We start from the raw sequence: 23,891 nt of genomic DNA, 5'->3' as shown, positions 1-23,891 counted from the left end.
GCCCAGAATAACTGCCCCTAACTGACCCCCGGATGACCTGAACATGACAAAACCGTCATGTTCAGGTCATGTGTCTGTACGCCAGTTTTTGTACACTGGTAACAGATCCCAGAGAGCACACCATGCGGCTATTAATTGTTGAAGACGAAACCAAGATCGGCGACTACCTCCAGCAAGGCCTGACCGAAGCCGGTTTTAATGTAGTACTGGCGCGTAACGGCCTCGACGGCCACCACCTCGCCATGACCGAAGCGTTCGACTTGCTGCTACTGGATGTCATGTTGCCAGACGTCGACGGCTGGAAGATTTGCCAGTCGTTGCGAGAATCCGGCAACCAGACGCCGATTCTTTTTCTTACCGCCCGCGACCAGATAGAAGATCGGGTCAAAGGGCTGGAGCTGGGTGCCGACGACTATCTGGTCAAGCCCTTCGCTTTTGCCGAATTACTGGCCCGAGTGCGCACTCTGCTGCGGCGCGGGTTACGCCCGGTACAAGAGACGTTGGCCGTCGCCGACCTGACCCTCGACACCAGCAAACGTATTGCCGTGCGTGACGGCCAGAAAATCACCCTCACCAACCGCGAATTCGCGCTGCTGGAACTGCTGGTCAACCGCAAGGGCGAAGTCCTGACCCGCTCGCTGATAGCCTCCCAGGTATGGGATATGAACTTCGACAGCGACACCAACGTCATCGACGTCGCCATTCGCCGCCTGCGCCGCAAAATCGACGACCCGTTTCAACAACGGCTGATTCACACCGTGCGTGGCATGGGTTATCGGCTGGACGATGAAAGCCATGACTAGACGACCGCTGTCGCTGCAATGGCGGGTCACCTTGCTGACCGCCCTCGTCATCAGCAGTGGGCTGATCTTGCTGGTCAGCATGGTGCAGCATTCCATCCGCAGCCACTTTGCCGAACAAGACAGTCAGGAACTGGCACAGGCCGCCGCCGCCATACAACAGGTGTTCGATACCAGCCCCGATCACACCGACGTACTGGCCGGACAGCCACTGCCCCATCATATCCAGCACCTGCTGGAACAAATCAGCCACAGCTACCACGGCATCTCCCTGCAACTGCTGCTACAACAGCCGTCGGAGCCACTGACAACGCTCTATCACAGCGGCAACGCCAGCATCAGCGCTACTCTGCTGCAACAGCCGCCCATCCAAAAAATCACCGCTCGCCAACTGCTCAGCTGGCAACAAGCAAGCCATCCATACCGGGGTGTGCTGGTCAAGCTGAAAGTCGCCTCAGCCTCCAACGACGCCACCTGGTTGCTGATGCTAGCGACGGACATGGGCTTCCACCTGCGCTTCCTCGACGAATTCCGCAGCACCCTGTGGGCCATTGTGCTTGGCATTGGTCTGCTGACCCTGCTGGCCGTCTGGTTCAGCATCCACCAGGGACATGCCCCGCTCCGTCAGATCAGCCAACGAATTACCCACATCGGTTCAGAACAATTAAACGAACGACTGGATCCCAACCAGGCACCCACCGAACTGGTGCCGCTGATACAGGCATTTAACGATATGCTGTCGCGACTGGAAGCCGGGTTTGAACGGCTGTCCAATTTTTCCGCCGACATCGCCCACGAACTGCGCACTCCCCTCACCAACCTGATCACCCAAACCCAGGTGATGCTCGGGCAACCCCGTGATCTCGACGCCTACCGCGAACTGCTCTACTCCAGCCTCGAAGAAGAAGAGCGACTGGCCCGTATGGTCGCCGACATGCTCTGGCTCGCCAAAGCCGACAACGGCCTGCAAGGCATCCACCCGGAACCCATCCAACTGAAAGCCGACATCCTCGACCTGTTTGATTTTTTTGAAGCCTGGGCCGACGAACAACAGGTAAGGCTCACCTTCAACCACTCAGAGTCACCGCAACTGACCGGCGACCGCAACATGATACGACGCGCCATCAGCAACCTGCTCTCCAACGCCATACGCCATACCGCACCAGGGCACAGCGTCGCCGTACAACTCAGCCAAACCCGAATACAAGGCCAGCCATACGCCCGGCTGGACATCAGCAACCCCGGCCCGGACATACCCGCAGAACACTTGCCGCAACTGTTCGACCGCTTCTACCGCGCCGATGCCGCCCGCCAGAAAAACCCCGATAGCAACCCCGACAGCACCGGCCTTGGGCTGGCCATTACCCACTCCATCATCAGCCTGCACAAAGGGAAAATCGGCGTCCACTCCCGCAACGGCACCACCTGCTTCTACCTCGAAATACCCGCAGATCAGTAACCAACGGCAGCGGGTGGTTTTCCTGCACGCCAGAATCCAGTACCATACGCGCCCCTGTCTCCTCATAGCTCAACAGGATAGAGCAGTTGCCTCCTAAGCGACCGATCGAGGTTCGAGTCCTCGTGGGGAGACCACGTTTTCTTTGCCTGCCGTCTGTACTGACCAATAAAACCGCTACCAAACCCATGAATACTGGAATCCATATTATCCAGGGTCTGTTTTGTCTTCCGTCGTTGGCAGGAAGACGACTTCTGCATCCATGTTGTTCACCCCTATTGTTCTGACGCGGTAGCGCGTTGGTGACGCACTATATTTTCATATTAGAAAAAACGAAATAGCAAGAAGTAACGCTGTCAGGCACCCAGGGGCACCCTTCGATATCACCTTCAAACGCTCACTACCGACCGGTGCGCTTTAGCGCCTGAATAACGGCACCAACACCCAGCCACGACGGCAGTTTTAATGCTGGCTTTTTCAGACACAACCCCCTCCACACGAACGGAACAAAGCAGTTGCTCCGTACCAGGGTTCAGCCAACCGGCTCATGTCATTCTGGACGCGAGGCAGATCCGGGATCCATGGGGTTGGACGGGTTTACGCCACCAACCAGTACTGTTCGCCATCCTGATTCACCAGGCCCAGCGCGGCCAATGAATTCAGCGCATCTTGTACTTTTGGCAAGGTCGATTTCGGGCTTTTATAGCGGGTGGTAATGGCAGTGGCGGTTTGGTCGCCTTGTTGCAGGGCCTCTTTCACCGCCGCGACTTGCTCCAGTATCGACTTCGGCCAGGTGAGTTTGCCTTTGGCTGCGTCTTTGACAGTTACTGGTGCCGTAGACACATCGGCGCTGGTTTGGGTATCTTGTTGCAATGAGCCAGCCAGGGCAGCCAGGTTTTGTTGCTGTGGATTCTGATATTCAGGCCGTAACCAGTGGATCTGGCCTTTAGCTTCTTCGGCGGTGCGTTGATGACGATGCGGTTGTGACGAAGTATGTTCAGCCGTTGCCAAGCGTGCTACGCGCTCGTTCTGGCAATGTGGCATATGAGTCGTTTGAGATTCTGTTGATGATGCCAGCAACACCAAGTGTCGATTGTTGGTCAGATTGTGTGAGCTGTAAGTGGTCTGCGTGTTTAATTTTCAACAGAGGGATTTGTATGATTCTAACTGAAAAAATAATTCGTGCTTATTTTGAGCCCATGTGGTCGCGCAGCCAACGCGATTATTTGGTTATATCTCAAATAAAAAACCTTGAGACATTCAAATTCCTTGGTTTATATAATGATTTAAAGGTAAAAAAAATAACCAGATCTTACAGGGTTGGAATGATAATAAAATATAGATTTCTAAACCCTGAATCTCCCTCACCAAACATTAAACTTGATTTTCCAATTTACTCAAAAATAAAGCTTAAGAAGTCGAAATTTGCCAATATAAAAGCTGGTGAAATTATAACTGAAAACTGGGCATTTAATCTTGGACATTGCTTTAGAGAGGCTGTAGGCCTTCGACTTGTCGAGCGACAAAAAACAAAACAGTGGATGCAATCCCCTATATTTTATTTTTCCACTGGATCAGTTTTCATCGACAACTCTGGCTTGATTGCCATTCAGATTGAAGAAGCTACTCCGTGTGGATTCGATAAAACTAAGCTTGATCTCGGCACAGCTCGAATCAGTGTTTTTTCCATTACTAGTAACGGAACCATGACCAGAATCGCTAGATATTCTGGGAATCAATTCGATTTTTATCTTGTTCTCGTGCTGGGAATAGAATACTTGAAAAATCTTACTTCATTAGGAATGGATCAGATATAATGGATACTAGAAAATTCAATTCAAAACGCCTTAAACAATCTGCTGCTGATGAATTCTATGGCCTTTGTTTGGGTGTTCTTGCCGATGGTTTCATTAATCAGGCAGAAGTCGGTTTTTTGACTGAATGGCTTATATCCCGCATTCATCACATAGACGACCCTTTGATCAAACAAGTTTATATCCAACTCGAATATATTCAACGACAAGGCTTAAACGAAAAATCTGAATCCGCCCTCTTACGTTTACTGCTTGATTTTACTGGAGTTTCCAGCCCAGAACCTGAAACAACCGTTCCCAGCAGTATTCCACTTTGCGATCCCATCCCCACTTTGGTTTTCCCGGGTAGTACGTTTTGCTTTACCGGTAAGTTTGATTTTGGCACTCGCTCTGAATGTCAGAAGGCAGTTGCTATTCTTGGATCTTCATTCATCAATGATGTGACCAGAAACGTTGATATTTTGGTAATCGGCAGCCAGGTTAATTCTGACTGGTTACGTGAAAGTTATGGTCGAAAAATTCTAAAGGCAATGGAATATAAGCAAAAATTTGGCCATATAGCGATTATCTCTGAGTCGCATTGGTTGGACTCAATGAATTTTAGTTAGCACGCTCGGTGCCCCCGCCATCTTTCCAGCGGGCAATAAAGGCTTCCACAGAATCGGGGTTAACGCTGGGTTCAGGTAGGTTGGCAAACAGCAGTACGGAGGTATCGATAGACGCGGTACTGCTGGCCATGGGGCATGTCCTTATGGTGAATATGGTGAATATGGTGAAAAGCGGCAATGGCCAGAAGAATATCACATGGGTGTCAGGGAGTTATCTTCGGTCTTGGTTTTCGGCTATCACGCGGAGTGTGGGAACGCCTCCGTCTCAGCCAGACTACCACTCGGAGCGTGGCAGCCAATGGTGTTCTGTCGCGGCCATCTCCGCCATGATCCGCTGCCAGGCAACCTCCAGCCAATTAACGTCTTTGATCGATGTGTGTCGGGCATCGGGTTCTACGGTTACGTCAAAGGTTTTGTGCCAGTCGGTTGCCGGGCCAACGTAGACAGGATCCAGCGGATAACCCCGATCTTGAAATTGATCGGCGGTGATGTCGATGATCAGGTTGTTTATTTGTAGCCAGGCGTGAGAGTAAATTTCCTGATCGGTGCCGCCATCTCGACCGGCACAGTAGTCAGCGATTACGCCGGTTTTTTCGAACAGGTAGGTCGCCAGTACGTTGGAGGTATCGCCGCAACAGCCAGCGGGAAAATCCCGGAATACCGATCCGATAAATTCTTCACGGGGAACGGCTTCAATGGCGCGGCGAAACTGCCGGGCCAGCAGGTACAAGGTGTGTTGGTCGGGTACGGCCATACCTCGTGGTTCCTTTTGCTGTGGGCGACTGCTTGGGCAGGTTGTTTGCCGAAAAGGCATTCGATGGTTGAGAGTATCGACTGGCGGCAATACTCACAACGACGGTGGTCTGGCGGCAATGCCATGACAGCCGTTAGAAGGTACGGATTCCGGGGAGTGTGAGCTGCCAGGCTCATCATCAACATGGCGCATTTGATCACACGCCTGGCGTCTGCAGCGGCTCGGTGTGATCGCAGCCAGGCCCCGGCGATTACTTTCCGCGATTACTTTGGCAGTGACTGCGGCATCAACCGGGTGACCAGTTGCCCGAGGGTGCTCAGTGCGGTGGCGACGCTGTCGTCCCACGGTCGGGCGATGTTCAGGCGCAGGTATTGTTCAAATCGTTCGCTGTTGGAAAACAGGCCGCCTGGCACAATGCTGATGGATTGCTCTCGGGCGAGGTGAAACAGTTGTCCGGACGATACCCCATCCGGCAGCTGAACCCAGAGGCAATAACCGCCGAGTGGCCGGGAGATCAGGGTTTGTGCTGGAAAATATTGCTGTATGGCCTGGTAGAACCGCATGCAGTTGTCGGTGATGGTTTGCCGCAATTTGCGCAGGTGGCGGTCGTAGTGCCCTTGTTGCAGGTAGGAATAGAGCGTCTCTTGCGAGAGGCTGCTGGCCGAAAAGGTGGTAAAGAGCTGGTGTTTGACCACGTCATCAAAATGTCGTCCCGGTATACACCAGCCAATTCTCAAGCCTGCCGACAGGGTTTTTGAAAACGATGAGCAGTACATTACCCGGCCATCGGTATCCCAGGCTTTGAGGGCGGTGCAAGCACCATCAAGGCCGGTGTTATTGGGGCCGGTGTTTTTGGGGCTGGTGTTTTTGTTGACGTAAGCCAGTTCACCGTAGATGTCGTCTTCCAGCAGGTCGATATCGTACCGACGAGCCATCGCCACCAGCTGTTTTTGCCGCGCCACCGGTATTACCGAGCCGTGGGGGTTGGAGAAGCGCGCCGTCAGCAGTACCAGGGTGATCGGCCACTGGCTCAGGGCCAGTTCCAGCGCTTCCAGACTGATGCCGGTGGCGGGGTCGGTGGGTATTTCCAGCACTTTGAGGCCAAGCAATTCTGCTAGTTGCAAGAAGCCGTAATAACAGGGTGATTCGACCGCGATCAAGTCACCGGGCGTGGTGCTGGCTCGCAGGCACAGTGTCAGCGCCTCGACACAACCATGGCTGATAACAATATCGTCGGAGTGGCAGGTTACGCTGGCATCACGCATGCGAATGGCCAGCTGTTGGCGCAAGCCGATATGGCCCGGTGAAAACTGGTAGGTCAGCACTTCGGCCAGCCGGTAACGGCTGACTTTCTGAATGTGTTGCTGTAACTGGCGCTGGGGCATCAGTGAGGCATGGGGGATGGTAGCTCCCAGATTCACCTGGCTGGGGTGGTTCAGTTGATTCAGTACGTGGCTGATCAGATCCGCCTTGGTGACTTCCGAGGGGGCGACTTCTGGTGCGGAGACCGGTAACCGGATGACCTTGGCCTGTCCCATCTGGGTATGGGTGGAACGAACGTAGTAACCGGATTGTGGCCGTGCTTGCAGCCAGCCCTGGTCTTCCAGCCAGCCATAGGCCTGGCTAACGGTGGAGATACTGACGCCGCGTAACCCGCTCATCTTGCGTACGCTGGGCACCTTGTGCCCCACCGGATAAACACCGCTGCGAATATCGTTGCTGAGGGCATCTGCCAGTTGCTGGTAGAGGGGTTTGTCCTGGCTACGTTCGAGCATGTTGGCTCTCTCTCACGTCGATTCACGACTGCTTGGTAACGGTTTTTAGTGGCTGTCCACTTCGGGGTTGTTGAGCATACCGTCGTGATGGCGCTGGCAACCAGTACAGTTTTCTCTCAATTAGCCAGTTCAGTTAACTGTACAGGGGTCATCTGTACCGCTTGTTCAGTGCCATTGTGGTGCTAATACCTTGGGCCGGGCTACGGCATGATGGGCTGGTTTTCTAGCCGCTCTGGTTTCTAGCCGCTCTGGTTTCTAGCCATTGTGGGGTGCTAGCCATTGTGGGGTTCCTGATCATTAGGATTGCCTCCTACCATTCTGCCGAGGTGTTTATGTCTCTGTTTCAGCTTCGTCGCTCTGCACCATTATTGCCACTGCCATCATGGCAGCTGGCCATCAGGCAATGGTTCAGCCATTCGGGTATTTATCCGAAAATCACCCGGCTGGCCGCGCTGCTGGCAGCCGCAGTGGTGATGGTAATCGGCATAAAACTGGGGCTGGCGTCGTTTTCGGTTACTTCGGTTGCTTTTGGTGCCAGTACGCTACTGGGCATCCGGGCGCTGTTGCTGATTGTTTTGCAGCGTCTGGCCTTCCCCGCTGCGGCCAACTGGCCATGGCTGGGGCTCGCTGCCGTGCTGCTCAGCCTGATATTGCCGGAATTGCTGGTGCTGTTGGTCGATAGTGCCGCCTTCGGCTGGCTACTGCTGGTTATTCTGGTGGCCAGTGTCATTTATACCCTCTGCTCCCAACTGCTGCTGTTTGAGCAAATCGCCACCATGATTGGCTGGAATATGCTGCTGTGCTTGCCTCTGCTGGCGCTGTGCTTGGGCCTGTCGCTGGGGAACCACAGCCATGTCACGACCTCGTCAGTCGGGCTGGGGGGAATGGTGTTGTTCGGGGTGGGCTACTGGTGGTTCTGGTCGCTGCTGCTGAAGCACACAGCCAGACCATGAACCATGCTGAGCTACTCCAGCAAGTACTGATACACCGACTGCATTAACAGCCGTTCGATCGGCAACATGCTGAAGCAGTCCGGGAGTTCGATCCAGCGCATGCCTTCCGGCGCAGCGAAGGGCGACGGGCCTGAAACCCGCAGGATATATACCTGAGTTGGCTGGCCAGGGGTGTCTATCCAGCGGCGGAAGCCGGGTTCTACCGACAGGCGATCGAGTGGCAGCTGCATCTGTTCACAGGCTTGCTTCAGCCAGGGGCCAGGGTGAATGGCCAGCTTATCGAATTGTGGCCGTTCATCCATCAGTTCCGCCAGTTTGGGTAAGGGAGTTGGCAGACAAAGCTGGCCGTAGGGCATGGTCAGATAACGCAGACGGGCACTGACCCGGTGTACGTGAAATACCAAAAAGCGCAGTTGCATCGGGCTTTCTGCTATTGAGGTCATATCCGTATCAGACATTCGGACGGGTTTCCGGGGGCAGGAGAAAGTCAGGCACTGAGCAGGTCAGACCATTGCAGTGCCCAGCGGGCAGCGGCCATGGGTTGTTCAGCATTGGGAATCAGGGCAGCATCCAGGCGATACAGATCGCTGACCTGACTGGCACCGCTGCCATACAGCAAGGCTTCCAGCGTCATTCCGGCCTGGGCATAACGGGGATAACCACTGTCGCCCAGAGCAATGACCGCATAACGGCGACCTTGCAGGTTGACGAGCTGGTCTTCCAGGGCCAGATACACCGGATAGATATTGCGTGGCAGTTCACCGTTGCCGGTGGTAGAGCAACAGATCAACAAAATTTCATCCGCATCGCGACCGAGATCAGCGGCGCTGGGTTCAACATTAATCCAGGCATGGTGCCCGAGTTTTTCCAGCAGTTGCGCAACCACAGCACCGACCTGCAAGGCAGTGCCATTGACGGAACCGATGATGACCTGAATTTTTGCCATGATTTGACCTCTGTGCCCGTGGTGAGCAAGCCCGGATTCGCTGAGCGGTTCAGCCTGAATTGCAAATAACAGGCCTTGGGGATCATCTATTTAATCCGGTGCCTGCTCTGAGTTTCCGAATGGTGTCGAAGCACGAAGCCGGTTTGCAGGTCTGACGGGCCAAGTCAACAACCGGCGACACCGAGTCGTAATCATCTGGCAGCCCCCGAAGGGCGCGGGTTGCTGCCCGTCAGAGCGGTGTTGGCGAACGTGAAAAAGACTCGTTCGCGGCGTTCGCCGCCTTGCTCTGACATCCAGCAACACTCACGCAGCGCTACGCAGGATTAAATAGAGGATGCCTTGGATTAAAACGCGCTAATTACAGGGTTCATGCGCTGGAAGATGAAAAAATGTACTGAACAATGTACTGAAAATCTGTCGTGATTATGACAACACAGCGGCTTTTGCCGGGTTTACGACAGATGAATGTCAAGCCGGTACAGACGCTGACGATTCGAACTCTGTCGACCGGAGAATCTCTTTATGTGAATACACTGATTCAAAACCGCCAGAGTACTCTTTCTCATTCTCTGGCCATGGCAAACGACCGCCACTGAAAGCGATGCGGTAACTGGCGTTCTTACTGGCATGTGTGACACCTGAATAGTTGTCCTGAGTTATGTGAACCCTTCCCCTGATCCTCTGATCCCAAAATTCCCACAACTCCCAAACCTTCTCTCCCCCCTTTCCCGCACTCTGTTGCCACTCTGCAATGAATGAAAAAGTTCAGTTAGAATTACGAAAATATTTGATAAGCATTATCATTAATATTAGCATAATTGCATAACCACTTTCAGGAACGGTAACCATGGATCAACTGCAAACACTGATGAACACGATCGGAGGGCCTATCAACGCGATTTTGTTGGTGCTTTCCCTGGTTGCCAGCACGCTTATTCTGGCCAAGTTATGGCAGTTTTTCCGGCAAGGTTCCGGTTCTCGACAGCGTATCGACGCAACCTTTGCACGCATCACCAGCGGCGAACAGTCGCAAGCCTTGCTGATGACCCGCAATCATCCATCCCCTTGTCTCAGTCTGATTGGAAAATTCCTCGAGCTGCGTAAAACACCCGCGCTGTCGGTCGCAGCGTTGCGAGAAGAAACCCTGCGCCTCGCCCGGCTGGAGGTCGCCAAGTTGACTCAGGGATTACGGCCCTTGGAAGTGATTGCCAATATCGCCCCCTTATTGGGTCTGTTCGGTACGGTGCTAGGCATGATCGAAGCTTTCCAGGCCATGGAAGCCGCCGGTTCCCAGGTTGATCCTGCAGTACTGTCGGGCGGTATCTGGCAAGCACTGTTGACCACCGCTGCTGGTCTGGCGGTCGCGATTCCGGTCTCGATGATCCACAGCGCGCTGGAGCGCAAGGCCGAATTACAAACCAGTGAATTGCAGGATGTGATTGACCGCCTGTTCTTCCTTCAGTCCACACAGCAGAATACGGACGCCGCCGATGCGCCGACTTGCGAACTGGCGGCCCAGCGCGCATGAGCAGCTTGGCCATAACGCCACGCCGGGCACGCCCGATCAGCCTGACGGCACTGATTGATGTGGTGTTTATTTTACTGATGTTCTTCATGCTGACCTCCAGTTTCAGTCAATGGCTAACCCTGCCCTTGGCGTCGCAGTCGGCAGTAACGACCAACAGCAAGAGCGACGAGTTGCCCCAACTGCTGGTGCTCCACCACGACGGTTCGGTCACGCTGGCACAGGATAAACCGGCCCGCTTTGATGCCCTTGAACAGGCCATCGGCCAGATCGATCACAGCAGCAAGCTGGTGGTGTTGCCGGAAGCCGACATTCAGGTACAACGCATCGTCGAGGTGATGACCACGCTGGCCACGCTGGAACTGCCAGCAGTCACTCTCGGGCAAGCGCTGTCAGGCACAGATGCGGCAACTGCCGTTGCACCACCCGCCCGCAGTCAATCTGCCCTGTTTCCGGAATAACCCGTCATGCTCCAGAGTCATTCCCTGCTCACACCGCACGCATCGCGAAACAACGACGACAATATGATCCCGCTGATCAATATCGTCTTTTTGCTGCTGATTTTTTTTATGGTCGCCGGACAGATTCGGGCGCTGCCCAATGCCGAGCTGATATTGCCCAAGGCTGCCTTGGAACAGGCTGAAGGCCAGTCCGACCTGCGCCTGGAAGTGTCTCAACAAGGTGACATGACGCTGGATGGCATCGCCTGCACAGCGGAACAACTGGCTACCCAATTGCAAGCATTGCCCCAGCCTTCGTCGGTAGCGGTCGGAATTTTTGCCGATCAGCGCGCTACCGCCGCCGCACTGGAGAACGCTCTGGCGGTGGTACGCCAGTTTTCTTTCCAGTCGGTACGTTTGTACGCCGAAGCACCGGAAGGATCCGTCAAATGACACTGACCCGAATCCATTGGTTGGGCGCCTTGACCGTGGCGGCTGGCCTGCATGTGCTGGCGATTTATTGGCTGCTGTTTTACACCCCGGCCAGCGCGTTGGGGGATGCCGTCGCTGACGGAGAATCCGGTGTCGATGTCAATCTGGGCATGCTGGGCAGTTATGCCAATGCCGCAGAGCGACTTGCCGAGCCAGAACCTGAACCAGTGCAACCACCGGAACCTGTGCAACCACCCAAGCCCAAACCAGATCCGGTGCGGCCAAAACCGGTATCAAAGCCCGTTACCCAAACGCCGCCACCCGAACCGATTACGCCGCCACCAGAAATCGCGCCGCAGCCAGAAATCGTCAAGTTGCCAGAACCCACAACGGTGGTGCCGGAAGTGGCAACGTTCAAGGTAGCCAAACAGCAACAGCCACCCGCAGAGCCAGAATCTGAGCAGCAACCTGAACCGGAGTCAGAGACGGCCGAACGTCCACTCGACGAGCCGAAAGAGACCCGAACAGAAACCAGCAAAGCCATGGTGAAAGCCACTGGCAAGGCAGATCAGCAACGCGCCGGTGGCAAGCGCGGCGATAGCAAAAATTATATCGCCAGTATCCAGCGCTGGCTGAACCGGTTTCAGGAATACCCGACCGTTGCAAAAAAGAAAAAGCAGGAAGGGGTCGTCAAATTGCAGTTCACCATTAACCGCAATGGTGAGGTCATTCGCTCCGGCATTTACCAGTCGTCCGGCAATCCGTTACTGGATCAGGCGGCTCTCGAAATGCTGGCGCGGGCCAACCCTCTACCCGGCGTTCCGGATGACTTTCACCCCGACAGGTTGACCCTGCCGCTGGTCATTCCTGTCGAATATTCATTAATTACCAACACCTCCTTTAAGGACTGATTCATGAGCGATAACACACGACGCACTCCCTTAACTCTGCGTAAACCGGTATTCAAACAGCGTTCCACGCTACTTGGATCGGCGATGGTCGGTATTCCGACGCTGTTGCTGGGTACCACGGCGATGGCTCAGGACGACGACGCCCCGATCATGCTCGACACCATGCAAATTGAAGAGCGGGCACTCGATACCAACCCCTACGCGGAAGAAGGCGCGCCATACAAGGCCAAAGTGTCCGGTGACCGCCGTCACGTCAAGGAGCTGGCCGACACGCCGCAAACCATCTCGGTACTGACCCAGACCATGATTCAGGAGTCTGGCAAAAGTGATCTGAAAGATATTCTCGCGGCGCAACCCGGTATCACGCTGGGTACCGGCGAAAACGGTAACGCCTTTGGTGACCGTTATGTGATTCGTGGTCACGAAGCCCGCTCCGACGTCTTTGTCGATGGTTTGAAAGACCCAGGTATGACCACCCGTGAAAGTTTTGCCGTGGAGCAGGTCGAGATCACCAAGGGCCCCAGCTCCACCTTCGCCGGTCGAGGCTCCACCGGTGGTGCGATCAACAGCATTACCAAGCAGGCCAACAGTGAATATTCCTTTAACAAACTGTCAGCCGGAATCGGCACCGATGACTATCGCCGGGCCACGCTCGACAGCAATCTGCGCATCACCGACGACATCGCGGTACGTGCCAACCTGCTGCATGCCTATGAAGAAGTACCCGACCGCGCACCCGCCGACCGTGAACGTAACGGTGCCGCGCTGTCACTGAGTCTACAGGCTACCGACAAGCTGAAAGTCATCGCTGATTACTACCACTTGCAGGCGTTTGATCACGCTGACCTGGGTGCCTTTATCAGCAGGGATACCGGCAAGGTATACGAAGATATCCCGTCTTATGTACAGGATGAAGATTTCCTCAAATCCCGCGTCGATACCTTCACCCTGCGTGCCGAATACGAAGGCGATAATGTCACTATCACTAACGCCATGCGTTATGGCACCACCAATAACGGCTATTTCGTGACGGGTGCTGGTGCCTCAACCCGTGATGCAAGTGACCCTGACGCTCCCGGAGCATTTACAATTTCAAGCAGCAACCATCAGGGCTGGCAAGAGGTTGATTACTTCGTCAACCAGCTGAATCTCTACTTTGACGCAGACCTGGCTGGCAAGAAGCATGAGTTTGTAACCGGGCTGGAATATTCCCGCCATAATGTGCTGAACGGGTCTTATAACGCAACGCCAACCGGCGCGACCAATTGTGTGATTCCAAGCCGCAATGAAATCACAAACAGCTACTGCTTCCTGGATGGTGATGGTAATACGGTCAGTGATATCAATAACCTGCTGCAACGCGACATCACTAAGGGCGACTGGGACTCCGACTATCAAATCAACACCTGGTCGCTGTACCTGATGGATACCATTGAAGTAAACGAATTTGTCTCAGTGTTTGCCGGTATTCGTGCCGACAACTTCGACTACGACAACGTGCTGGTCAGTACCGACCGGGACACTCAGGTAACCTCAAAAACGCCTTACACATACAGCGATACGCTCTGGAACGGCCACCTCGGCGGTACCGTCAAAGTCGCAGAAGACACCAATGTATACGCGACCTGGAGCACCTCCAGCAATATTAACGGTGGTGAATCCGATGTCGGCGGTAACTGCGGTTATGGTGGTTTGTGTTCCAGTGCCGAGAGCGTCGACAAGGCCAAACCGGAATCGGTCGAAAACCTCGAGCTGGGTATCAAGCATGAAATGCTGGATGAGAAGTTATTGGCCACGGCAGCTATTTTCAGAATCACCAAAGACGATGTCATGGAAGGCACCGATTACGATACCGCCGGTACTTACAACACCGGTAAAAACCGTGTTGATGGTCTGGAAATCGGCCTCACCGGCAACCTGACCGAGAAACTCAGTACTCAGTTCGGCTTTTCCCTGATGACGTCAGAAATACTGAAAACCCAAGCTACTAATCGTGATGGTTCTGCTGTTGAGCCAGGTGGTCGTCTGGCCAACTTCTCTGATCGTTCTGGCTACCTGCAATTGCGTTATCAACTGACCGACAAGTTCAGCTTCGGTGGTTCCGCTACCCACGCCAGCGAGTCTTACGTTGGTCAGCCAGACAGCCCTGCGGGCGATCTGTATGTACCGGCTTACACGGTGTTTGATGCATTTGCCAACTACGACATCAACGAACAGCTGAAAACTCGACTGAACGTAGGTAACGTGACCGACAAGAACTACTATCTGACAGCCTATCGCAGCGGTACTTTCGCCTATATTGGTGACGCCCGTAATGCCCAGCTGACGTTGTCTTACGAGTTCTGATCCGCCCTGCAAACAGCAGGTGCAGCAACAAGCTGCACCTGCTACCTGCTTTCCGGTTACATTCCACAGGAAACAAGATGACACATATTCAGCAACCCCATTTATCCCATATTCCTGCTGATCTGGTTGCCATCCATGACTACGAACATCGTGCGGCTGAATTTATACGCCACGATATTCTTGAATACATTGCCAGCGGTTGCGCCGACGATCTGACCATGCAACGTAACCGCCAGCGGCTCGATGATATCCCGCTACAAGCGCGCCTGTTACAGGACTTTCAACAAGCCAATACGCATACCACCCTGTTTGGCCAACCATTAGCTCACCCGCTATTGCTCGGCCCTGTAGCCCACCAGCAACTGGTTCATCCGGCCGGAGAATTGGCCACCGCCGAGGCTGCTGCGGCCATGGCAACCCCTATGGTGGTCAGTACACTGGCCAGTACGACGCTGGAGACCATTGCCAGCCATCATCAGGGCGCACTCTGGTTTCAGCTGTATTGGCAACACGACCGGTCCAACTCGCTGGCACTGGTGCAACGCGCCGAACGCAGCGGCTATCAGGTGCTGGTCATTACTCTGGATGCGCCGGTGAACGGCCTCAGAAATCGCCCTCAACGGGCCAAATTCCAACTGCCCGACGGGGTAATCGAAGCTAATTTGCAACACCAGCCCCGCCCCGCCCAACGGACACTGTCCGCTGAGCAAAGTATCATTCTTAATGGCATTATGGCCGACGCCCCGACACTGGACGACCTGCTGTGGCTGCGCCAGCAAACCCGACTCCCAATCGTGATCAAGGGCGTTATCAATCCTGCTGATGCTGTTGCGCTGCAAGCAGCCGGATTTGATGGTCTGATTGTTTCCAACCATGGTGGCCGAACGCTGGATGGCCTACCGGCCAGCATCGACGCCTTACCAGCCATTCGGTGTGCCGTTGGTGCGGACTTTCCGGTATTGATGGACAGCGGCATTCGCCGGGGTACCGATGTGTTCAAGGCCTTGGCGCTGGGTGCCAACGCGGTGCTGGTTGGTCGACCGCAGCTGTATGCCCTGGCCGTTGCTGGCGCACTCGGCGTTGCTCATATGCTGAAAATTCTGCAGGATGAGCTGGAAATGACCATGGCCCTGGCGGGCTGCCCAACCATCGCCCATATCCAGGCAGATGCTCTGGCTGATCGCTGAGAGCCAATAACAAGACGCCCAGGACTCCCTATGCTGTTGCCTATCGACACGCTGTTAACCCCGCAAGAAGTACACTACTGCCGCCAACAATTAGCGGCTGGCCCCTGGCAGGACGGCAGTCTGACCGCTGGCACGCTGGCGGTACAGGTCAAGCGTAACTTGCAGCTGGACGATCATTCAGAGCAGGCACTGCAGCTACGCCAGTTGATCCTTGGCAAACTCCAGAGTCATCCGCTGTTTGTATCGGCGACGTTACCGTCGCGCTATTTTCCACCCAAGTTCAATTGTTACCAGGACGGCGGGCACTACGGCCTGCACGTGGATAACGCCATCTTGGCGTTGGGCAGCCCGGAGCAGCTGCGCAGCGATGTTTCCTGCACGCTGTTTCTGAACAGCCCTGACGAATACGACGGTGGCGAGCTGGTGATCGAAACCCGTTATGGTGCCCAGCAGGTCAAGCTGGAAGCTGGTTCGCTGATTATTTATCCGTCCACCTCGTTACATCAGGTACTGCCGGTCACCGCAGGCCAACGCATCTGCTCGTTTTTCTGGATTCAAAGTCTGATTCGGGACGCCCACCAGCGTGAAATGCTGTTCGAACTGGATCAATCCGTACAAGCCTTGACTGTGGCTCTGGGCGAAGGTGATGCAGAAGTCGGCCGCCTGAGCCAGCTGTACCACAACCTGCTCAGGGAATGGGCAGTGTAAATGTGGCCTGCCTGTACTCACTCAGCCAGTTCCCGTCGACGCGTACAAGCGTTCGAATTCGCTGACGGCCATAGGCCGTTCAAACAGAAAACCCTGTAGCTGGTCACATTCCTTGAAACGCAAAATTTCGGCCTGCATCCGGGTTTCCACGCCTTCTGCGGTCACCGTTAACCCGAGACTCTTGGCCATGGCAATAACAGCGGAGACAATTTTCTGACTGCCATCGTCATCGACGATGTCCTTGATAAATTGCTTGTCGATCTTGAGTTTGTCGATGGGCAGCTTGCGTAAGTACGATAACGATGAATAGCCGGTACCAAAATCATCCATCGCCAGGCTGAAACCGCCAGCCTTGAGACGATGCAGCTCGCGGATTACCTGATTGGCTCCGTGCAGGATAAAACCTTCGGTGATTTCGAGTTCGATGCAACCCGCAGGGCAGTTGTTTTCCGCCATAATAGTGATGAGATCAGTGGCAAAATCAGGGCGCTTGAGAAAGCTGCCTGAAAGATTGACGGCCATTTTTCCATACTGTACTCCGTCATGGTTCCATGCCGCCGCCTGTTGACTGGCTGTACGTACCACCCAGTTTTCCAGTTCCGCCATCAGGCCCACTTTTTCCGCTACGGGCAAAAACTCCTCCGGCAGGATTTCTCCCCGCTCCGGGTGAGACCAGCGCACCAGTGCTTCTACTCCTTGTAACTGGCCGGTCGAGGTATCAACCTGTGGCTGGTAGACCAGATGCAACTCGTTTTCCTGAATCGCCCGGTGCAGCTGATACTCGGTTTTCAGCATATCCCGTGACATAGAATCCGTGTCTTCATGAAAAAAGAAGCAGCGGTTCTTGCCTGCTTCTTTGGCCTGATACATAGCCATATCACTTTTGCGTAGCAGAGTTTCGCCATCGCGACCATCATCCGGGTAAATACAGACGCCAATGCTGGCGGTTACCCGCACGGTGTCATTTTCAATCGCGAACGTTGAAGACAAACGCCGGGTCAGTTTGCCCAGCACCAACCGGGTGCCGTGGGCCTGACCAATACCTTCCAGCAAGACAACAAATTCGTCCCCGCCCAGCCGAGCAACGACGTCTTCTTCACGCAGTTCTTCTTTTAAGGCATCCGCCACCTGTTTGAGCAGCTGATCACCGGCACGATGCCCAAGGCCATCATTGATGTATTTGAAATTGTCGAGATCAATAAACAACAAGGCAAATTTCTCCCGGTGGCGTTTGGCCCGACCAATCGCCAATTCGATCAACTCCTGCAGCATCATGCGATTGGGCAACCCGGTCAGGGCATCATGATAGGCCTGATGCTCAAGCTGTACGTAAGCTCTGCGGATTTCACTGATATCGGAAAAAGAAAATACATAGTGACTCAGGCGTCCTCTGGTATCCCGGACACTGCTGATCGACAGCCGCACCGGACACGGCTCATCTGCCGTGGTTAATGCTTGCCACTCACCACCCCAGTGATCCGAATCGCCCATCAGCTGTTGCAGTGAAGTGCCGCCGGGTTCCAACCGTTCCAGTAAAAACGCCGTGGGCGTGGCTCCCTCGACTGCCGATTCCGGCATGCCGCACAGGCTGGTAAACATGTTATTGACGTGTTCAACCTGCCAGTTGGCATTGGTAATCACCATCGCTTCCCCGGCTTCCTGGAAGGCACTCGCGTAATTACGCAGCCGCTTTTCGTTTTCCAGCCGCTCGGTGATATCAACCACGGTGGCCGATACTTTGACACCGTCGTCAGACTGCACCGGACTGAGGCTGACCTCAACGTCAATCAGACTGCCGTCATTGTGTTTGGCCCGGATGTGCCGGTTTCTTGCCATTGTTCGACGTCCGGGCTGACGGATACCGCTGGCCAAAGGATCCGGGGCAAACAGCACGGCGTTATCCGGCACCAATATCTCCATTGGTTGCCCGACCAATTCACCCTTCTGATAACCAAACAGCGTATCCAGAGCCGGGTTGGTCATCTGAATATGACCCTTGCCATCAACAATCAGAATGCCATTGACGTTGCCATTCACCAGGTTTTGCGCTTGTGCCCGTGCCCGGATCAAATCAGCTTCCATCTCACGCAAGCGCTCGGACTCTTGCAGCTGAAGAGAGACATCCTGGTGACGACAACGAAAATACAGAAAGGCGGTCAAGAGTCCCCAGAGAACCATGCCAACCGAGATGCAGCCCACCCAGACATAACCGCTCTCGCGGCTGACCAGTTGTAGCAGCTCGTTAGTTGAAATAAAGCTGACCAACAGCAGATTGGGGGCGTGCTGGTAATCCATGGTTTCCTCATAACCCCACTGCCGCTCACCGGTGTGGGCCACATTCCAGATCCAGATCCCCTCCGGCTGCACCAGCGTCCCCGAAGGCTGGTTTCCCATGGCCTCCCACACGATTTCTGATTGATCACCAATGCGCCGGGGTTTGCCGAACATAAAGCCCCTCTCATCCTGACGGCTGAAGCCTCTTAACCAGTCGCCGGAACGATTAGCCATCAGTAACAGGCTGCCGGTGGTGCTGTGTTCCAACCACTCGAACATCGGCGACAGACTGTCGTTAATGATCACGATGCCACGATCATTGCCAGCAGCATCAAATACCCGAATCGCCGCCCGGATCATTGGCCGGAACGGCCGTTCCACCTCACCGTATTCCACGTTCAGGTCGATGGGCGAAAAATACACATTGCCTGGCGCAACCTTGCTGGCCTCCTGGAAGTAATAACGACTCGATTTATCTTGCAGTTCGCTGGCTGGGACATGCTGGATGCGGTGCCCGTAGCGCTGCAAACGCACGCGCTCCATGCCTTGCTGGTCAATCCAACGGGCCTGATAATAGGAAGCATGTCGACTGGTGATGCCAAACAGAATATCGGCTACCTGGGCACTGCCATTCTCTTGCGACAAGGCAGCGATAAGCGCTGGCTCCTGCGCCAGTGAGCGCAACAAGTCGCCACTGTTCGCCATATAGCCTGACAGTTGTGAGCTGACCAGCTGCACTTGCTGCTCTTCATGCTGTTTTTTGTCATCAATAATCTGCTCATTCCAGAGCGAAGTAATCCCCCACCCGGTCAGAGCAGTGATAACCGCGACCAGTAACAGCGACAGCAAAACATGCCTGCAAACCATATTCCTTTACTCCCTGAACCATCCTGAACGCCAAATACCATTCAGATACACAGATGTGCAAAGAATAGTCATTAACCGGAGCTTGGCTGCTGAATCAACGCCTACATTCCGCTACAGGCTGTTTTTGTTAAAAGAGTCAGCAACGCGCTGATACCAGAGAATAGGCGAAAAATTCCTGCAGCAACAACAGTTAATGATGGGTTTGAGAGTACCACTCGCAGGAAATATGGAATCCGTTCGCCACGCCATCCACAAGAGACACGGGCGAACGGATGGTGAGAGGGGTGACGGCGAGTTATTGGCCGCTCGCCAGATTATCCAGATAGCGCTCAGCATCCAGCGCTGCCATACAGCCGGTGCCTGCAGAAGTAATCGCCTGACGGTAAATATGATCAGACACATCACCCGCCGCAAACACCCCCTCTACGCTGGTTTGGGTGGCGTTGCCATGACTGCCGGTCTGCAATTTCAAATAACCCCCTTCCATCTCCAGCTGACCGTCAAAAATACCGGTATTGGGCGAGTGACCGATGGCAATAAAAATACCGTCCAGATCGATTTCTGTTGTCTCACCGCTCTCGCGCTGCTTGATACGCATGCCGGTGACACCCATGTTGTCGCCCAGTACTTCGTCCAGTTCGCTGTTCCAGTGAATGGTGACATTGCCATTTGCGGCTTTTTCGAGCAATTTGTCAGCGAGGATTTTTTCCGAGCGGAAGCTGTCGCGACGGTGTACCACGATCACTTCGGAGGCAATATTGGAAAGATACAACGCTTCTTCAACTGCGGTATTGCCGCCGCCAATCACCGCCACTGGCTTCTTGCGATAGAAAAAGCCGTCGCAGGTGGCACAGGCTGATACCCCTTTGCCCTTGAAAGCTTCTTCACTTTCCATACCCAGGTATCTGGCACTGGCACCGGTAGCAATAATCAGCGCGTCACAGCTGTACTCGCCGCTGTCGCCCTGCAAGACAAACGGCCGCTGATCCAGTTTGACGGTGTGAATCTGGTCAAAAATGATTTCTGTTTCAAAACGCTCAGCGTGGGCTTTCATGCGCTCCATCAGTTCCGGCCCCTGAACCCCCATCGCATCACCCGGCCAGTTGTCGACCTCGGTGGTTGTGGTGAGCTGACCACCCATCTGCATACCGGTAATCATCACCGGGTTGAGGTTGGCACGAGCAGCGTACACCGCTGCCGTATAGCCAGCAGGGCCAGAGCCGAGGATTAACAATTTTACGTGGCGTGATGAGCTCATACAAAAATCTCCAGAAAAGGAAGCCTGCCAACGATGCGAATAATCGCGCAGCCATCAGATAACAATGATAACGAATCAATGGGGGCAAGCTTATCGGTTGCCAAGGCAACGGTTCAATAATATTTGCCAATGACCCCGTCTATTTTGTCCATTGGTCAGTCCCTGAGCCGCAAAACGCCCGCTGGCCACTGTCATTTTTGATCGTGCGGAGAGGCAAGCAATCATTCACACAGTGCGCCAGGATGAAATTGCCAACAGAGGACTTGGCAAGGTCGGCAACAGAGGCCATAGTGAGGCCATTACCCACGGAGGGAGGGAAACATTGTCAGTTAATCTGTCAATGCCATCGGTTCCGTATCAGCCTCTGGTGCAGCACCGTTTTTTATCATTGCCAAGCTGTGTCGCAGACACCGCCGCATTGGCTGCCCCTGCCAATAACCCGTTCCCCCCCAGCGTCTCCATGCCCCTTTTTGCTCCATCCCGCACGTTCCCAATCCGACTTTTCACAGTCCCAACGTTTGCTTCTCTGCAATTGAAACCAGGAGAGTGTCCTTATGGCCGCACGCAAAACTGCTACCAAGCTGTACGTTCTGGATACCAATGTACTGATTCACGACCCGAGTGCCATTCATCAGTTCGAAGAGCATCAGGTGGTCATTCCCATGACCGTGCTGGAAGAACTCGACAAATTAAAAATGGGCAAGGCGTCCATCGCCACCGACTGCCGGGAAGCAATACGACAGATTGATCGCATTATTGGGGATGCCACCCCCACCGAGATCGCCAAGGGGGTGCCGATTGAACGGGCAGACGGTAATCCGCTCGGGTTTTTTTCCATTCTGCTGGATGGTTTCGACAGCCGCAATCGTACCCTGCCGCTGGATCTGAACGACAACAAAATCATCAACAGCCTGGTGGCACTGCAAGAAAAATTTCCCCGCCGCGAAATTATCCTGATCACCAAAGACATCAACATGCGCCTCAAGGCACGAGGCTGTGGTATTGGTGCGCAGGATTATCAGAATGACCAGCTGCTGTCCGATGTTTCCTTGCTGGAAACCGGTTTCAACACCTGCGCCGGGTCTTTTTGGGAAAGCCAGAGCCAGGTCGATACTTTTCACGATGCCATTGGTACTTTCCACCGACTGCCCCGTGCCAACCTGCCAGACGAGTTGTACATCAACCGTTTTATCGTTGATGAAAGCGGCTTTGTCGGCAAGGTGATTGAGCTGAATGACGAGGTTGCCGTACTGCAGGACCTGCCGGTTGAACAGTTGATGTCGCAGGTCGCCTGGGGACTCAGCCCGCGTGATCTGCCGCAGGCCATGGCCTTGCACCTGTTGCTCGACCCGACGATTTCGCTGGTCACTCTCAGTGGTCAGGCCGGTTCCGGAAAAACCATTCTGGCCCTTGCAGCGGCCATTGAAATGACCGTCGCGACCCAGCAATTCCGCCGTATTATCGCCACCCGCAGCACCCGTGGCCTGGATGAGGATATTGGTTATTTACCCGGCACCGAAGCAGAAAAAATGGAACCTTGGCTCGGCGCGATTACCGATAACCTCGAAGCCCTGCATAACGAAGACGAACACTCCACCAGCAGTGTCGATTACATTCTGAAAAAAGTACCGCTGCAGTTCAAATCACTGAACTACATTCGCGGCCGCAGTTTCCAGCACAGCCTGATTCTGATTGATGAATGCCAGAACCTCACCCCGCACCAGATGAAAACCATCATTACCCGTGCTGGCTCCGGCAGCAAGGTGGTGTGCCTTGGCAACCTGTCACAGATCGACACCCCTTACCTGACACCGGTCAGCTCGGGGTTGACCTATCTGATCGAACGCTTCAAGGAGTTCAATCAGGGAGGCACCATTCACCTGGAAGGTTCGCCTCGTTCACCGCTGGCAGAGTACGCCGAAAACCATCTCTGATTGTCTCCACCGTTAAAAATTAGCCGGGAGCGCGCACCGTTCGCGCTCCCGGAATATCACATCGGGTATGATCAGGCACCATGTTTTGCACTGACCAAGTTCAACTATGGCCAATTACGCTCGGCCAACGGGTGACAGCCAGCGCCAGATACGTATGCTGTAGGGAGCATCTATTTAATCCTGCACGGCTCTGCGCGAGTGTTGCCCTTGTTCAGGGCAAGGCGGCAACCCGCGCCCTGCGGGGGCTGCCAGATTAAATAGATGTCCCCTATAGCCGAATTTTTCTGCCGGACGTCGAGATGATCAAGCGTGTCGCTATTTATTGTGGTTCCCGTATGGGGAATGAAACCAAATTTGCTCATGCCGCTGCCGCGCTGGCCACCTTTCTGGCCCAGCAGGAGATCGGCATTGTGTATGGCGGCAGTCAGTCAGGACTGATGGGGGTTGTCGCGGACGCAGCACTGGCGGCTGGCGGCGAAGTGATTGGTGTGATGCCCGGCAACCTCGAACAGCGGGAAAAAACCCACAGCGGTTTAACCGAAGTACGTCTGGTGAGCAGCATGCACGAGCGCAAGGCATTGATGGCAGAGCTGGCCGATGCCTTTGTGGCACTGCCCGGTGGGATCGGCACCCTCGATGAGCTGGTGGAAATCTGGTGCTGGGCTAATATCGGTGACCACAACAAACCTTGCGCCTGTTTCGATGTCGACCAGTTCTGGCAACCGTTTTTTGATCTGCTGGCGCATATTCGCCAGCAGGGGTTTGCCCATCAGGGAGCAGACATTCTGCGCGCCCGCGAACCGGACCAATTGCTGCGGAAGCTCATCAATCACCGTCAGGCAACGTCATCAGCACAGCACTGACACCGGCAAAGCACTGTCCCTGTCCCTGTCCCTGTCACTG

The 23,891-nt window shown here is 54.4% G+C and carries 22 protein-coding genes and 1 tRNA gene; 15 read left to right on the top strand and 8 right to left on the bottom strand.

What is annotated here, in order from left to right:
* Positions 1-122 precede the first annotated feature (122 nt).
* The 3 genes from WG929_RS00940 (at position 123) to WG929_RS00930 (ending at position 2,393) form a co-directional block, all read left to right on the top strand.
* Positions 123-803 (top strand): heavy metal response regulator transcription factor, encoded by a 681-nt coding sequence (locus WG929_RS00940; protein WP_369857172.1) that lies wholly within the window; start codon positions 123-125, stop codon positions 801-803.
* Positions 796-2,259: a heavy metal sensor histidine kinase gene (locus tag WG929_RS00935; protein ID WP_416204501.1), complete on the top strand. Its 1,464-nt coding sequence runs from the start codon at positions 796-798 to the stop codon at positions 2,257-2,259. Before WG929_RS00940 ends, WG929_RS00935 begins: the two co-directional genes overlap by 8 nt.
* Before the next feature lie 58 nt (positions 2,260-2,317).
* Positions 2,318-2,393, top strand: a tRNA-Arg gene (locus WG929_RS00930).
* A 460-nt stretch (positions 2,394-2,853) separates the two neighbouring features.
* On the opposite strand, the gene WG929_RS00925 is transcribed toward WG929_RS00930, so the two are convergent.
* Entirely contained in the window at positions 2,854-3,300 is a 447-nt protein-coding gene (locus WG929_RS00925) for a hypothetical protein (RefSeq protein WP_416204500.1), read from the bottom strand.
* Positions 3,301-3,413: 113 nt separating this feature from the next.
* Between WG929_RS00925 and WG929_RS00920 the strand changes: the two genes are divergently transcribed.
* Both WG929_RS00920 and WG929_RS00915 read left to right on the top strand, forming a co-directional pair.
* On the top strand, positions 3,414-4,073 hold the full coding sequence (locus WG929_RS00920; RefSeq protein WP_416204499.1) for a hypothetical protein: 660 nt from the start codon (positions 3,414-3,416) through the stop codon (positions 4,071-4,073).
* Entirely contained in the window at positions 4,073-4,678 is a 606-nt protein-coding gene (locus tag WG929_RS00915; protein WP_416204498.1) for a BRCT domain-containing protein, read from the top strand. The genes WG929_RS00920 and WG929_RS00915 overlap by 1 nt, the downstream gene beginning before the upstream one ends.
* Here the strand turns inward: WG929_RS00915 and WG929_RS00910 are convergent.
* The 3 genes from WG929_RS00910 to WG929_RS00900 form a co-directional block, all read right to left on the bottom strand.
* Positions 4,671-4,808 carry a hypothetical protein gene (locus WG929_RS00910; protein ID WP_416204497.1) on the bottom strand — a complete coding sequence of 46 codons (138 nt, stop codon included), beginning with the start codon at positions 4,806-4,808 and terminating at the stop codon, positions 4,671-4,673. The genes WG929_RS00915 and WG929_RS00910 overlap by 8 nt on opposite strands.
* Positions 4,809-4,952: 144 nt before the next feature.
* Entirely contained in the window at positions 4,953-5,432 is a 480-nt protein-coding gene (locus tag WG929_RS00905; protein WP_416204496.1) for a hypothetical protein, read from the bottom strand.
* 263 nt (positions 5,433-5,695) lie between these two features.
* Positions 5,696-7,207, bottom strand: coding sequence for an aminotransferase-like domain-containing protein (locus tag WG929_RS00900; protein WP_416204495.1), 1,512 nt, complete (start codon positions 7,205-7,207; stop codon positions 5,696-5,698).
* 332 nt (positions 7,208-7,539) lie between these two features.
* Here WG929_RS00900 and WG929_RS00895 point away from each other — a divergent pair, with 332 nt between their 5' ends.
* Positions 7,540-8,160 (top strand): hypothetical protein, encoded by a 621-nt coding sequence (locus tag WG929_RS00895; RefSeq protein WP_416204494.1) that lies wholly within the window; start codon positions 7,540-7,542, stop codon positions 8,158-8,160.
* Positions 8,161-8,171: 11 nt separating this feature from the next.
* Here WG929_RS00895 and WG929_RS00890 read toward each other — a convergent pair whose 3' ends face one another.
* Both WG929_RS00890 and WG929_RS00885 read right to left on the bottom strand, forming a co-directional pair.
* Positions 8,172-8,618, bottom strand: a complete 447-nt coding sequence (locus WG929_RS00890) for a hypothetical protein (RefSeq protein ID WP_416204493.1) — start codon at positions 8,616-8,618, stop codon at positions 8,172-8,174.
* Positions 8,619-8,647: 29 nt separating this feature from the next.
* On the bottom strand, positions 8,648-9,106 hold the full coding sequence (locus tag WG929_RS00885; RefSeq protein WP_416204492.1) for a flavodoxin domain-containing protein: 459 nt from the start codon (positions 9,104-9,106) through the stop codon (positions 8,648-8,650).
* 847 nt (positions 9,107-9,953) lie between these two features.
* On the opposite strand from WG929_RS00885, the gene WG929_RS00880 reads away from it, so the two are divergent.
* The 7 genes from WG929_RS00880 to WG929_RS00850 all read left to right on the top strand — a co-directional run bounded on the left by WG929_RS00880 (position 9,954) and on the right by WG929_RS00850 (position 16,655).
* Complete coding sequence (locus WG929_RS00880) at positions 9,954-10,634, top strand: MotA/TolQ/ExbB proton channel family protein (RefSeq protein ID WP_416204491.1); 681 nt, start codon at positions 9,954-9,956, stop codon at positions 10,632-10,634.
* Positions 10,631-11,092 (top strand): ExbD/TolR family protein, encoded by a 462-nt coding sequence (locus WG929_RS00875; protein WP_416204490.1) that lies wholly within the window; start codon positions 10,631-10,633, stop codon positions 11,090-11,092. The genes WG929_RS00880 and WG929_RS00875 overlap by 4 nt, the downstream gene beginning before the upstream one ends.
* A 6-nt stretch (positions 11,093-11,098) precedes the next feature.
* A complete protein-coding gene (locus WG929_RS00870; protein ID WP_416204489.1) occupies positions 11,099-11,524 on the top strand; it encodes an ExbD/TolR family protein in 426 nt (141 codons plus the stop codon).
* Positions 11,521-12,414, top strand: coding sequence for a cell envelope integrity TolA family protein (locus tag WG929_RS00865; protein WP_416204488.1), 894 nt, complete (start codon positions 11,521-11,523; stop codon positions 12,412-12,414). The genes WG929_RS00870 and WG929_RS00865 overlap by 4 nt, the downstream gene beginning before the upstream one ends.
* Positions 12,415-12,417: 3 nt before the next feature.
* Positions 12,418-14,760, top strand: coding sequence for a TonB-dependent receptor (locus tag WG929_RS00860; RefSeq protein WP_416204487.1), 2,343 nt, complete (start codon positions 12,418-12,420; stop codon positions 14,758-14,760).
* 77 nt (positions 14,761-14,837) lie between these two features.
* Positions 14,838-15,947 carry an alpha-hydroxy acid oxidase gene (locus WG929_RS00855; protein WP_416204486.1) on the top strand — a complete coding sequence of 370 codons (1,110 nt, stop codon included), beginning with the start codon at positions 14,838-14,840 and terminating at the stop codon, positions 15,945-15,947.
* 30 nt (positions 15,948-15,977) lie between these two features.
* Entirely contained in the window at positions 15,978-16,655 is a 678-nt protein-coding gene (locus tag WG929_RS00850; protein ID WP_416204485.1) for a Fe2+-dependent dioxygenase, read from the top strand.
* 21 nt (positions 16,656-16,676) lie between these two features.
* On the opposite strand, the gene WG929_RS00845 is transcribed toward WG929_RS00850, so the two are convergent.
* A complete protein-coding gene (locus WG929_RS00845) occupies positions 16,677-19,796 on the bottom strand; it encodes a bifunctional diguanylate cyclase/phosphodiesterase (protein WP_416204484.1) in 3,120 nt (1,039 codons plus the stop codon).
* A 295-nt stretch (positions 19,797-20,091) separates the two neighbouring features.
* Complete coding sequence (gene trxB / locus WG929_RS00840; protein ID WP_416204483.1) at positions 20,092-21,054, bottom strand: thioredoxin-disulfide reductase; 963 nt, start codon at positions 21,052-21,054, stop codon at positions 20,092-20,094.
* 554 nt (positions 21,055-21,608) lie between these two features.
* Between trxB and WG929_RS00835 the strand changes: the two genes are divergently transcribed.
* Positions 21,609-22,988, top strand: a complete 1,380-nt coding sequence (locus tag WG929_RS00835) for a PhoH family protein (protein WP_416204482.1) — start codon at positions 21,609-21,611, stop codon at positions 22,986-22,988.
* A gap of 299 nt (positions 22,989-23,287) precedes the next feature.
* The gene (locus WG929_RS00830) at positions 23,288-23,851 is read left to right on the top strand and encodes an LOG family protein (RefSeq protein ID WP_416204481.1); all 564 of its coding nucleotides are present in this window, start codon (positions 23,288-23,290) and stop codon (positions 23,849-23,851) included.
* Positions 23,852-23,891: the final 40 nt, after the last annotated feature.

This window comes from Oceanobacter antarcticus (assembly GCF_044962685.1).
In the GTDB taxonomy this organism is placed as follows: Bacteria; Pseudomonadota; Gammaproteobacteria; order Pseudomonadales; family Oceanobacteraceae; genus Oceanobacter; species Oceanobacter antarcticus.
The sequence above is the reverse complement of the archived record's forward strand: the minus strand, read 5'-3'. Positions and strand labels throughout refer to the sequence as shown.